The organism is Mesorhizobium sp. M2E.F.Ca.ET.219.01.1.1 (genome assembly GCF_004016445.2).
Taxonomy (GTDB): Bacteria; Pseudomonadota; Alphaproteobacteria; order Rhizobiales; family Rhizobiaceae; genus Mesorhizobium.
This window is the reverse complement of the sequence record NZ_SADT02000009.1, coordinates 55570-68748: the sequence shown is the minus strand read 5'-3', so window position 1 is coordinate 68748 and position 13179 is coordinate 55570. Positions and strand designations below refer to the sequence as shown.

The window sequence follows — 13179 nt, the reverse complement described above, 5'->3', positions numbered from 1 at the left end:
CGCTTCGCCCGGCTTATGGAAGTTCGATCTCGCCGTCCACCACGTGGTTGAGGCCGGTGCCTTCCGCCGTCAATGTCATGCGGACGTTCAACTTCTTATCGCCGCCGATTTGCCCTTCACGCACCATCTCCTCGATCTTGCGCTGGGAGGTGACGCCGACTTCCTTCAGGAACTTGCGGATCGACATGTTGAAGGCGTCTTCGCTCATGGCGGAACTCCTCTGTGTCCGGAAGAGATTGTAAGGGAAGGCAAGGGATCAAGGAAGCAGGATGGTGACGCTCGGTCCCATAGAAACAGATCCCGAGCCGGCAGGAGGCGTCGGGTCCTTGAACTTGATCGGCCTCACAGGGCCGTCTTTATGCGGGCAGCAATGTTCCCGAGAGGAACGGCTGAAGATGCGTCAGACAATCAGCCTTGCCGCGCGTCCCAGCTGCCGTTCCGCGTCGTTGTAGTAGCGCGAAGCCTGCTGGACGGATCGGTGCTGCGACTGCTGCATGGCTTCGACGAGGGGGATGCCACGGCGGGCGGTTTCGGTCAGGTAGCCGGCGCGCAGGCCGTGCGCGGAAAACAGCTGCGCATCGAGGCCTGCCGCGGCGGCGCGGCGTTTCAGGATGAGGTTGACGGCCTGGGGGGTGAGAGCGCGCGGCTCGAGATTGCCCCAGCGGTCGATTCCCCGGAATACTGCGCCTTCGGTGATCCCGGCCCGCGCGAGCCAGTCTTTCATGGTCGAAACCGGCCGGCCGATGAGCAGCACGAAGGCGTCGGTATCGGCTTGGGTCGTCTTGGTGCGTCCGAGGTGGATCGACAGGCACGGCAGTTTCTCGCTGTCCGGATCCTTCGGGTCGACGGGGACCGGATCTTCGTCCCTGAGCTGCTCGGCACGCAGGCGGGCGACCTCGCTGCGACGACGGCCGCCGGAGGCAAAGGCGGTGAGCAGCAGGGCGCGGTCGCGGACGTCGACCAGACGATCGCCCGCGCAGGCCTTGAGCAGGGTGGCGAGAATATCGGCGGTCACTGCCTTGCGGCTCTTGCGGCCGCGCGGCCGGGCGCTTGCGCGCACTGCGATCTTGATGGCGCTCTGGAGCCCCGGCGCGTTGAATCTTCCCTTGAGCCCCCTCCATTTCGTCAGCGTCGACCAGCTCGAGAGCCGCCGGCGCACCGTCGCGGGCGCATGCGGACCGTCGCTGCGCAGCAGGCCTTGCTCCTTTAGGGCACCTGCCACGTCTTGCGGCATGCCGTGCGCCAGATCGGTTTCGCGCTTGGCCGGGTCCCAGAGGTGGTGGGCGACGAACTTGATCAGCAGTACCTCCGGCGCCGGCCAGGGGAGAGGCTGTCCGGTGGCGGCGAGCGACCAGGCTTCCAGATAGCCGAGGTCGGAGGCGAGCGCGCGCAGGGAATTCTCGCCGATCCCTTCTTTTGCGAGGTGGCGCAGGGTTTCGATGTCGTCGTCAGTCAGCAACCCGGCCAGAAAATCGCGGCGGTCGAACGGCAGCACGGAATCGAGCGCGTCGAGGGCTTCGGCCCGTCTCGCGACGGTTTCAGCATTCTTGGTTTTGGCAAGCTGCCCTGTCACTGGCTCGTTTCCATTTGGCTGGCACCCGATACTTGTGGAAAGCCCGGAAAGCCCGTATATTCCGGAACAAAGGAGTCTCGCCGATGACCACCACCGTCACCGCCGCCGCCGTTTCGAAAAACTTCGGCGCCTATCAGGATGCCGCCGTCCGCGATCCGGTCATCATCACCAAGAACGGCCGTCCGCGCACCGTGCTGCTGGCCTACGAGGATTTTGTTCGGCTGTCGAAGCGCGACCGGCGGGTCGAGCTGACAGCGGAGCTCAGCGCCGACGAAACCGCCGCGGTCGAAGCCTCTGAAATGGAGCCAGGTCTCGACCATCTCAACGACGAGCTCCCCAGGGCAAAAGGCCTGACGGCAAAAAATGCTGCCGGCTGAAATCAAGGTCGGCCACGTCTTCCGTTATTCCTATCTCTGGCATTGGCAGCACCGCGAGGGCCGCGAAGAAGGCGACAAGGACCGGCCCTGCCTGGTGCTGGCGCTGGTCGCCATGCAGGAGGACGGCTCGCCGGTCGTCCGTGTCCTGCCGATCACCCACACGCCGCCTTCCGATGCCGGTGATGCCATCGAAATCCCGGCTGCGGTCAAGCTGCGCTTGCGGCTCGACGGCGAGCGGTCGTGGATCGTTTTGACGGAAAGCAACCGGTTCGCCTGGCCGGGCCCCGACATCCGGCCGCTGGAGACGGAGAGCGGCTATTACGGGCCACTGCCGCCGGCGTTGTTTGCCGCGGTCAAGCGCCGGTTTGTCGCCATCGCGACGGGCCAGGCCCACACGAGCACGTCGCGCACGGCGTGACGCCGTTAGGGCAGGGGCGGTCTCCATCGAGGCGTCTTCCTGTCGGGTTTCTGGGGCCGTTGCGGCCGTCATTTGCACCGATCCTAGCGATTTCAAGCCTCGGAATCCATCACTATCGATAAGAGGGACTTATCGATAGCGAGATAGCCGCCTGTGGAAACCACCTGCAAGTCAAGTTAAATGGCAGATAGCTGGACTATCGCGAATCAGCTATCGTGAAATCAATGACTTACGACATCGCCAAGCTGCCTGTGGAAACCCTCATCGGGCCGGTTGCCCGCGCCACCGAGCTGTTGGCGCGTCTCGACGAGCGGCTGTTCCGCTCTCCCATTCGTGAGGGCTGGATCGAGCGGCAGAATTTTGCCGACGCTACCGCTGCACTTTGGCTCGAGGGCGAGCTCGTCCACCTCGAGGACCTGGTGCTGCACGACGCGCACATGGATGTCCGAGCGCCGACCCACGAGCTCACCCGCGCGCATGCGGTTTTGCGCGCCAGACGGCAAATTAGTTCCCGCGCTCCGGACTGGGCGCTGAGCCGCGAGGGCCTTCGCCAGCTCACCGGCCGCGGCGCGGTGGAGCCGGCAGAAGGAGGCCGGGAAGGGGAGGGGAGTTTTGTGCCAGCGCTTGGCGCTGACGAGCCGATCGACACGGACGAGCCGGATCCGCTGGCGCAAGAGTTGGCGGCGATCGACGCCGTGCTGGAACGGTCGACCAAGGTGCTGGAAGGCGGAACGGCAGCGGCTCGCAAGGAGGCGGCGCCAAAAGCCGTTCGTCCAGCTCTGGTCTACGATCTTGACTGGGACGAAGATGCCCGGCTGGCCGAGTGGCAGGGTGTGCTCGGCGAAACGCGCCAACTGCCGGTGATCCTGCGCGCGGCGGTTCTGTTCGACACATGGTCCAGCATCGACGTGCTGCAGCATGCGTCGTGGCTGGGGCCGTTGCTGGTTTCGGCACTCCTGAGGCAGGAAGGGCTCGCCGGCTGCCACCTCGCCTCACTGCATCTCGGCGCCAAGAATATTCCAAGAGAGCGTCGGCGGGCCCGCAATCGCGACGACCGACTATTGGCCTGCATCGACGCCGTACACGAGGCCGCGCTGGCGGGATTGAAGGAGCATGATCGCCTGGTGTTGGCAAAAAGCCAGATGGAGCGGCGGCTGCGTGAGCGCCGCGTCAGCTCGAAATTGCCAGGCTTGGCCGAACTCGTCATGTCGCGTCCACTCGTCTCCACGGGCATGATCCAGGACCGCCTTAAAGTCTCGAAGCAGGGTGCGCTCAACCTTGTCAGCGAACTCGGCCTGCGCGAGATGACGGGCAGGGGAAGGTTTCGCGCGTGGGGGATTGTGTAGTCCGCAGGTGTTCGTGAGGGAGGCCCAGCTAGAGGAAGGCGAGTAGTGGATGAGGTCTCTGAGACTTCTCATGACTCAGGCGGGAAGCCGCAAGCGTCGGCCCGGGAAGACCGCAGGCGCACGACCGTGGCAAGTACGAAAGGTCATCTCATAATGGTGAACTTGGGCTTTGGAGTTTCCGCTGGGTCCGGCGCATCGTAGAACTCAGTCAGGCCATTTTCACGCGTATGAAGCAATTGGGCCACCTCTTTGCGGGAATAGCCAAGCGCATCAAGATGAACACGTAGCATCGTTGCGACAACAGTCGGGCGTTCTGGTTCAAAGTCCAGTTCGGGCGGCTCACGAAGCCGCAGCCGTCGCGCGCTGATTTGTTTCCATAGATACTGTGCCTGGTTCTTGGTCACGAGGTTCAGTGAACTGGCGCGCATGAGCAGGGCCTGCATTGCCACCTTCCATTCGGGCTTCAGGGCGGCCAACAACGCGAGGTCGACGCGCCGCCCCACAAAATACGGCCGAATGTCCGACGCCGGCATCAAGAGTGCCGACGCGAATACGTTGGCCTCCTCCTCCATTGTGGGAGATGGAAAGCGGTGCATGACGAGATGTCCAAGCTCATGAGCGAGCGTGAACCGAAGGCGATCCGCTGGCTGTTCGCTATTTAGAACAATCAGCGGCGGGAGACCCGGTGTCGCAAAAGTCACCCCACTGACTGCGGCGCCGGCCAATTGAGAGTGGGAGACCAGCACTCCGGCGCGCTCGACAAGCAGCGTCAAATCCTTGATTGGCCCACGCGGAACCTTCCAATGGGCGCGTACGAGCGCTGCTATGTGTTCAGGGTCGCCATAGTCCTCAATATCGAGACGTGGCAGATCATTGGCATGGGCATATTCAGCGCCGTCGAGGAAGCGGCGCAGGTGCATAATCCGGATGTTCAGTTCTGCAACGATTGCGTCCATCTCGCGAACTGTCACATCCGCTTTCCGACGCCACATCGGATGGACGCTTACGGGCGCACCATAGACTGGATCGGTCAGGAAGAAGAATGACTTCGGCAGTTCGTATGCAGTCTCGGCCCTCAATACGACTTCGTCTCTCGGCTCGACAAAGCCGTTCTCGATCCGAGACAAAAGCGATTGATCGATGCCGAGACGAGCTGCGGCTTCGGTCTGCTGGAATCCCTTTCGCTGCCGCGCGATGCGCAGCATTGCTCCGTTGGCGGGCATGCGATTAATCGCCCGTTTCGAGTTTGTCTGTCGGCTTCCTGGGGCGGACGAGTGGGGGCGTATCCGGGTCCGGCGCGCGCGTCGGCATCGGCAGGACCACGCCGCTTTCCCCACCGGAAATCGGGTAACTCCAAAGCTTGCGATGTCGGTCGCGCTTGGTCACCGCCACTGCTTCGACCTTCGTCGCGAGCTTGTCGAGAGTGTAACAAACCTCCACTTTGAAGATCTCAGGCAGCAGGTTCGGGATTTCCAGTTGGGGATCGACAAACTCAAGGACCGCCTGGGTCTCGATGTTCGAACCAATACCCTTAGCGTTGGCCTTCTTGAAGCGAATGAGAACTTGATCGTGGAAGAGGAACTTCACGGTCTGCCCGTTGGGCAGAACGCGAATATCGGCATCGCCATCGAACTCATCGAGAGCCAGCTTCTTAATGAAGTCGAACAGGATGGATGCGCGAGACCGCGGGGACAGAACACCCTTCTTAGGCATCTCCAACCATTCGTCCCACGCTTTCTTCAGGATCGAGTGCAAACGGAACTCGAAATTGGAAAGGATCGTGCGAACCGTTTCCTGCTCGGTCATCGAATCGTCCCCGCTAATCGCCGGTCAAGCTGGCACGGCGATTTCCCAAATGCAAGGATTTTTATGCACAAGCTATGATCGCCGATCTTTTCCGCCACCTTCCACGTGATCTCGGCGCGCCAATCCGGCGCCATGTTCTGCGTTGCTTCCTGCCCCTTCGCGCCGAGCGCCTTTAGCAAAGAAGTTACGCACATGCCTGCGCGATCATCGTCGTTGCGAACCCAGTCAAGGGTATGCCAAAACCCCTAGGGGTTTGCAAACTCCACCGTGTTATGGACTCGTTGCAAAGTGATGGGTTCTTGCTTCACTCAAGTCCATCACGATGTTCGAACTATCGTCGTCTGTCGCATTAAAGTGACGTTGAAATGAGGAGACAGCGTGAAGATAGGTAGATCAGGCATCAGAGATAACCGCGGAAGGGGAGAGGTTCACGAGTTCATCACTGAGCGCGCGGTTCCGGACAGTCGCCTGTCCGTTGTCTCAGCTTATTTTACGACCTTCGCTTATGATCGTCTCCGGACGACGTTAGACAGCGTTGGGCAGATGCGTTTCCTCTTCGGTGAGCCCAGATTCCTGAAGGACGCGGACAATGCAGGCCTCGTCCCTCCCGCCTTCTCGTTCGATGAGTCTGGGCTGCATCTCACCGAGCAAATCCGGCAGCGGGCCGCTGCATCGCGCTGCGCCCAATGGATCAGGGACCGGGTCGAAATACGGTCGGTGAAGCGTTCCGGCTTGTTGCACGGAAAGCTGATTCACATCGACGATGGACGACGCCCGCATGCCGTGCTCGGCAGCTCGAACTTCACAATCAACGGGCTCGGATTGAGCGACTCGGCGAACATCGAACTCAATCTGATCGTCGATAGCGATCGCGACCGAGAGGATCTGCTGGCCTGGTTCGACGAGCTTTGGAGCGACACTGGCCTGACCGAGGACGTGCGCGAGGAAGTGCTGCGCGCGCTCGAAGCCAGCTATGCTCATGCCGCTCCCCAGTTAGTCTATTTCAAGACGCTGCTCCATCTGTTCGGCGACTTTTTGACCAACCAGGCAGCGGAAGAAGCGCTAATCCAGCAAACAGCATTCGAGCAAACTGCAATCTGGCGCGCGTTGTTCGATTTTCAGCGCGACGGCCTACGCGCGGTGCTCGCCAAGATCGAAAAACACGGCGGCTGCATCCTCGCCGACAGCGTAGGCTTGGGCAAAACCTTCACCGCCTTGGCTGTCATCAAATGGTTCGAGAAGCGCAACAAGAACGTGCTCGTGCTGTGTCCGAAGAAGCTACGCGAAAACTGGACCGATTATCTCGCCACTAACAACAGCGAGATGAACGCTTTGCGCGAGGACAGGTTCGGTTACACTGTTCTGTCCCATACCGATCTTTCGCGGGAGAAGGGTAAGGTTGGCGACATCGACCTCGCGCGGATCGAGTGGGGCAATTACGATCTGGTCGTCATCGACGAATCCCATAATTTCCGAAGCGCATCCCGGAACAGGACCGCAGGCGGACGCCGCAGCCGCTACGAGCGGCTGATGGACGATGTCATTAAGGCCGGTCTCCGGACCAAGGTCCTGCTGCTCTCGGCTACGCCGGTGAACAACGATCTGAGCGACCTCAAAGCACAACTCGACTTAATCTCCGCCGACAGGGGTGACGGTTTTACGGACTTAGGCGTGCCCAACCTCGGCATGCTGATCGGCGGCGCGCGCCGACGCTTTGCCGACTGGGCGAAGAGCGGCAGCCGCGATGCCGGCGAACTGCTGAACAAGCTGCCACCTGCCCTGTTCGGCCTGCTGGATGGCGTGACGATTGCGCGCTCACGCAAACACGTCGAGCGCCACTACGCCGCCTCGATGGAGGAAATCGGCGGGTTCCCGAAGCGGACCACGCCCGAATCCATCTTCGCTAGCATCGACAGCCAAGGCGGTTTTCCGGCGTTCGAAGAGGTAGATGCAGCAATCAGCAAGCTGGAACTGGCGCTCTATGGCCCGCTGACCTTCGTGCTTCCAGAGTATCGCGCCCTCTATGACAAGGGCGGCAATTTCGACCAGGCCAATCGCGAGAAATACCTCATAGCGATGATGAAGGTCGGCTTCCTCAAGCGACTGGAAAGCTCCGTGAGCTCGTTCCGTCAAACGATGGACCGCATGATCGACCGCATCGACCAGCGGCTCGACGATCTCGATGATTTTGATGCGACGGCGGCCATCGACACGCCGGTGCCGGAAGAGACCGAGCTGGACGATGAGTTGGAAGAAGCCTTCGAGGTCGGCGGCGCGCTGAAATACAAACTCTCCCACATCGATAGGGCGGCGTGGAAAGCGGCACTGACGCGCGACCGCGAGCGGATCTGCGCTCTCACCGACGAAGCGCGCAAGGTCACGCCCGAACGCGACGCGAAGCTGGACCGGCTCAAGGACATCATTCGCGCCAAGTCCACCAAGCCAACCACCAATCGCGATGGCGAAGCCAACCACAAGATCATTCTGTTCACGGCCTTCACTGACACCGCCCGCTATCTCTACCAGGAACTGCTTCCGCTTGCGGGTGAATGTGGGCTGGAAGCGGCGCTTGTGACGGGAGACGGCTGCAAGGCAACCTTCGGCCGGGCGCGCTTTCAGGACGTGCTGGTCAACTTCGCGCCGCGCGCCAAGCGCCGCGCGTCGATGCGAGGCGCTAAGACTGACGGCGAAATCGATTTGCTGATCGCCACGGACTGCATTTCTGAGGGCCAGAATCTCCAGGATGCCGACCTATTGGTGAATGTGGATATCCATTGGAATCCCGTGCGCCTCATCCAGCGCTTCGGGCGGATCGACCGCATCGGCAGCCGCAACGCTTCGATCCGCATGGTCAATTTCTGGCCAACCGAGGACCTCAACAAATACCTGCGCCTCAAGGATCGAGTGGAGGCCCGCTTGGCGCTGGTCGATCTTTCAGCGACGGGCGACGACGATCTGCTCAATGCACGTGCCCAGGCCGATGGCGACGCGCGCTGGCGCGACGAGCAACTTCTACGACTGAAGGATGAAATATTCGACCTGGAGGAAACAGGAGGCGGCGTGACGCTCGCCGATTTCGCGCTCGACGACTTCCGTGCCGACCTGCTTGGCTTCGCGCGCGCCAACGAGCAGGCGCTGCGCGACGCGCCTCTAGGGCTGCACGCGCTAGTGCCCAATGAGGTCGACGACGGTGCCATCGATCCCGGCGTGATCTTCTGTCTCCGTCGTCGCCCACCCGACCCGAACCCCGAACAGGCGAAGATCAACCCGCTCGATCCCCACTATCTTGTCCATCTGAAGGATGATGGCTCGGTGCGTCTCGGCTTCGGCCAGCCTAAGCCAATCCTGGAAGCGTATCGAGCGCTCTGCCTGGGGCATGGCGAGCCTTTCGAAGCGCTGTGCAACGCCTTCGACGACGAGACCAATCATGGTGAGCAGATGGAACGGTATGATGGGTTGATCCGCGCCGCCGTCGCCTCGATTGGCGAAACCTCGGCGGCGCGAACCTTGGCAGCGCTCGCGGGCTCGCGCGGCGCGCGCGTGCCAGACGGGAGTGGGCAAGCCCGCGCCAGCCTCGAGTATGATCTCATCACCTGGCTGATCGTTCGGCCTGCGGTGGGGGCAGCATGAGCCACGCTCCTGAACGTCTCTCTGCGATCCGCCACGCGGTTTCCGGGCTGGCTGGCGCGGATCTCGCTGACGCGGGTCGGACACTGCTCGACTCTATGGGCTATCGCAGCCCCAAGACGCTTGACGCGCCCGCTGCACCGACCCGGTTCCTCGCCGCGCTCGGCATGGACACGGCGCGTTTCGAGACGGGCCGTTGGCGCGCTGTTCATTTCCTGTTCCAACTCACCGGCGACGAACTGCCGGCGCTGTCGCGAGGCGGCGATCCGGCCACTGGTGAGAGATTCCAGCGCAGTGCGATCGACTCCTTCGTCTTCCTCGCCATCGACCTCGATAATGGCGGTTGGTCGCGTCGCCAGCTCGTTGCGATAGTGCGAGCGCTCAATCGCGGGTTCGCTATGCCCGCGATCGTGCTGTTTCGTCATGGCAAGCGAGCGACGCTGACCGTGATTGACCGTCGCGCCAACCGACGCGACGCTTCCCGCGACGTGGTCGGCGGCCGGATCAGCCTGATCAAGGACATCGACATCGCCAAGCCCCACCGCGCCCATATTGAAATCCTGGCCGACCTCTCGCTCGCGTCGCTCGCTCGGCGTAGGGCTCCGTCAGATTTCCGCGCGCTCTATGATCTATGGCTGGAGACGCTGTCGGCCGCCGAACTCAATAAGCGCTTCTATGAGGAACTGGCCGACTGGTTCGCCTGGGCGAGCACCAGCGCCCCGCTCGTCTTCTCCAAGGGACAGGGCGCCGGCGAGGGCGCCAAGGAAATCGCGCTGATCCGCCTGCTCACGAGGCTCATGTTCGTCTGGTTCATCAAGGAGAAGGGTCTAGTTCCCGAGGCCCTGTTCGACGCTGGCGCGTTGGCGAAGCTGCTGAAGGAGCCGCCCGCCGCCAGCCCCACCGGCCATGGTTATTACCTCGCCATCCTCCAGAATCTGTTCTTCGCCACCCTCAACACCGAGATGGGTAAGGATAACCGGCGCTGGCGGCAGGACGAGGGCGGGCAATCGAAGGACTACCTCGGCCACCATGTCTATCGCCACGCCGCCCTATTCGCCGAACCTGACAAGGCGCTTGAAGTATTCGATAGCGTGCCCTTCCTCAACGGCGGCCTTTTCGAATGCTTGGATACCGAAATTGCCAGCGACGATCCGCGTGCGGGTCACGCTGAGCAAGAGCGTGGACGGCTGATTCTGCGCATCGACGGGTTTTCCGATCAGCCGGACAAGCAGCCGCGACTGCCTAACGCCCTGTTCTTCGGCGGGGCAAAAGGGGTCGACCTGTCCGGATGGTTCGAGAAGGCCAAGGCACGGCGCGACGTGCCCGGCCTGATCGACCTGTTTGAGCGCTACAAGTTCACCGTTGAGGAGAACACACCACTTGAGGAGGAAGCCGCCCTCGATCCCGAGCTGCTGGGCAAGGTGTTCGAGAACCTGCTCGCCTCCTACAATGAGGACACCAAGACCACCGCCCGAAACAAGTCCGGTAGCTTCTACACGCCTCGTGAGGTGGTCGATTTCATGGTTGACGAGGCGCTGGTCGCCTGGCTGCTGCCGAAGCTGCCGAGCGAACTGGACCTCAATGCCGCGCGTCCGGGTGCGCAGGGGCTCGACTTCGGTACTATGCCGGGCGAGCTTGACCTCAAGAGCCCTCCGCGCACACCATCCTCGGGACTTTCAGGGAAAGACGAGGCTCGCCTTCGCGCCCTGCTCAGCTTCGCCAGCCGCTCGCACGACTTGAGCCGCGCGCAAGTGGACGCCCTGATCGCTGCCATCGAAAGCTGCAAGGCAATCGATCCTGCCGTAGGGTCGGGTGCCTTCCCGCTCGGCCTACTACAGAAGCTGGTCCACATGCTCGACGTGCTGGATCCCGGCGGAGAAAAATGGAAGGCGCGCAACCGGCTCTACTACGAGCGCCGTCTGGCCGAGGCCGAGGCCATTCCCGCCGCCAATGAACGCGCCGCCGAGATCGAGAAGGCCGAAGCTGCTCTCGCCGAATTCGACGCCAAATTCGAGAGTGGCCACTATCCCGATTACACCCGCAAGCTGTTCCTGATCGACCGCTGCCTGCATGGCGTGGATATTCAGCCGATCGCCGTGCAGATCGCCAAGCTGCGCTGCTTCATCAGCCTGGCGGTCGAGCAGAAGGAGAATCCTGACCGCCAAAATCGCGGCATCACGCCATTGCCCAACCTCGAAGCCAAGTTCGTCGCCGCCAACGCGTTGACCCCGCTGCACCGTCACGGTCAGGTGAGGCTGGTGAGCCAGGACTTGCTCAAGAAGCAGCGGGCGCTGCGCGAGGCCAACCGCGCCTTCTTCGCCGCAGCCAACGGAGCGGCCAAACGGCGGGAGCAGCGCAGGATTAAGCTGTTGCGTGCGGAAATCGCCGACGAGGTGACCCGAGACCATGCCTTCGTCGGCGACGATGCCAGGAAACTCGCGGCTTGGGACCCGTTCGATCCCAACGCCTTCGCGCCCTTCTTCGATGGCGAATGGATGTTCGGACTCGATGCCACGGCCAACGAAGGCTGGTTCGATATCGCCTTCGCTAATCCGCCCTATATCCGGCAGGAAAAGATCGAGAGTTTTCGCATCAACGATCGGCCCGTCATCGCCAAGGCCCAGCTCAAGATCGATTACAAGACTTTCGCTGGCACCGCCGACATCTATGTCTATTTCTACGAACGTGCATTGCGGCTGCTCAAGCCCCAGGGAGCGCTCGCCTTTATCACTTCGAACAAGTGGTATCGACTGCCTTATGGGAAGGGCCTTCGTGAGTGGCTTGCCACCAACGCGCGTATTCTGAAGATCGTCGAATTTGGTGATGCGCCTGTGTTCGAGGCGATCGCCTATCCGACCATCCTCATCGGCACGCGGAAAGCCGCACCGGGCAAGCCCAGCCCGAATGAAAGCGTCCGGGCGCTCAACTGGACCCCGGTCGAGGACGAAGACCCCAAGGAATCAGTCAAGAGCTTCCCCGAACGGTTCACGGCTGAAGCCTTTGAAGTGCCTCAGACCGAGTTGGCTGATGGTTCTGATTGGCAGTTCATCCCGCGCTCGTCCGGCAAAATTCTGGCACGCCTTCGAACAAATCCGTTCACGGTCCAGGACTTTACAGTCGATACCGTATACCGTGGAATTACGACCGGATATAACGACGCCTTCGAGCTAAATGAGGCGGAACGACTAGCCCTACTCAAAGAGGACGACTCTTCAAGCGATCTCATAAAGCCCTTGTTGAAAGGGAAGGACCTGTCGCGCTGGACTACTCCAACGGCGAATAGGTGGATAATCTTCACTCGACGGGGTATTCGACTCAGGGACTATCCCGCGATCGAACGACATCTTTCTCAATTCCGGGACCGGCTGATGCCGAAACCAAAAGACTGGGTCGGTGCTTGGTCCGGCCGCAAGCCCGGAAGCTACGAGTGGTTTGAGATACAAGACAACGTCGCATATTGGCCGATATTCGAGAAAAGGAAGATCGTCTCCAACAAAGTTACGGACAAGCCGAATTTTTCAATTGATTTCGAGAAGTCATACCTTGCCAACACCGCATACTGTTTTGAGGCGAAAGAGACAGAGTTCGTTACAGGAGTTCTAAACTCCAGTACTCTACACTACGTAGCGAAGCGGGTCTTCGCAGACAAAGAAGGCGGATTTTATGAGGTCCAGCCCGCGGCGCTCCTCAGTCTTCCGATTCCTCTCTGCGGCGAGAAGGAAAAGGAACTCCTGGTGGCCGCTGTGAGCGCTTTGGTTGCCGGGGCCGACCGCCTGCGTCTCGAAGCGCTAATCAACGCCTTCGTTTACGAACTTTTTTTTGCTGACGAGTTGCACGCGGGAAACCTGCGCCCCTTCGCCGCCGCGCGCGAGGCGGGGTTGATGAACCTCGCGAAACTCGAAGGCCCCGCGCTCGCTCGCGCCGCCGACGAATGGTCCCGCTGCCTCGCCGACCCCGCCCATCCGCTCTACGCCACCCTCTTCGACCTGCAATCCATCGAGGCGGTCAGGATCATCGAAGGACGGACGTGAC

The 13179-nt window shown here is 61.4% G+C and carries 9 protein-coding genes; 5 read left to right on the top strand and 4 right to left on the bottom strand.

What is annotated here, in order from left to right:
* Positions 1–13 precede the first annotated feature (13 nt).
* Positions 14–208: a DUF6494 family protein gene (locus EN862_RS33000; protein ID WP_127868768.1), complete on the bottom strand. Its 195-nt coding sequence runs from the start codon at positions 206–208 to the stop codon at positions 14–16.
* A 192-nt stretch (positions 209–400) separates the two neighbouring features.
* Positions 401–1573, bottom strand: a complete 1173-nt coding sequence (locus EN862_RS32995) for a site-specific integrase (protein ID WP_127868767.1) — start codon at positions 1571–1573, stop codon at positions 401–403.
* 83 nt (positions 1574–1656) lie between these two features.
* On the opposite strand from EN862_RS32995, the gene EN862_RS32990 reads away from it, so the two are divergent.
* The 3 genes from EN862_RS32990 (at position 1657) to EN862_RS32980 (ending at position 3714) form a co-directional block, all read left to right on the top strand.
* Entirely contained in the window at positions 1657–1950 is a 294-nt protein-coding gene (locus tag EN862_RS32990; protein ID WP_127868766.1) for a type II toxin-antitoxin system Phd/YefM family antitoxin, read from the top strand.
* Positions 1937–2368: a plasmid maintenance toxin (PemK-like) gene (locus EN862_RS32985; RefSeq protein ID WP_127868765.1), complete on the top strand. Its 432-nt coding sequence runs from the start codon at positions 1937–1939 to the stop codon at positions 2366–2368. The genes EN862_RS32990 and EN862_RS32985 overlap by 14 nt, the downstream gene beginning before the upstream one ends.
* Positions 2369–2592: 224 nt before the next feature.
* Complete coding sequence (locus EN862_RS32980; RefSeq protein WP_127868764.1) at positions 2593–3714, top strand: RHE_PE00001 family protein; 1122 nt, start codon at positions 2593–2595, stop codon at positions 3712–3714.
* Positions 3715–3857: 143 nt separating this feature from the next.
* On the opposite strand, the gene EN862_RS32975 is transcribed toward EN862_RS32980, so the two are convergent.
* Positions 3858–4919, bottom strand: a complete 1062-nt coding sequence (locus EN862_RS32975) for an ImmA/IrrE family metallo-endopeptidase (protein WP_210235698.1) — start codon at positions 4917–4919, stop codon at positions 3858–3860.
* A 22-nt stretch (positions 4920–4941) separates the two neighbouring features.
* The gene (locus EN862_RS32970; protein WP_127868762.1) at positions 4942–5520 is read right to left on the bottom strand and encodes a hypothetical protein; all 579 of its coding nucleotides are present in this window, start codon (positions 5518–5520) and stop codon (positions 4942–4944) included.
* A gap of 543 nt (positions 5521–6063) precedes the next feature.
* Between EN862_RS32970 and EN862_RS32965 the strand changes: the two genes are divergently transcribed.
* The gene (locus EN862_RS32965; protein ID WP_245519798.1) at positions 6064–9150 is read left to right on the top strand and encodes a helicase-related protein; all 3087 of its coding nucleotides are present in this window, start codon (positions 6064–6066) and stop codon (positions 9148–9150) included.
* Positions 9147–13178, top strand: a complete 4032-nt coding sequence (locus EN862_RS32960; protein ID WP_127868761.1) for a TaqI-like C-terminal specificity domain-containing protein — start codon at positions 9147–9149, stop codon at positions 13176–13178. Before EN862_RS32965 ends, EN862_RS32960 begins: the two co-directional genes overlap by 4 nt.
* Position 13179 lies beyond the last annotated feature (1 nt).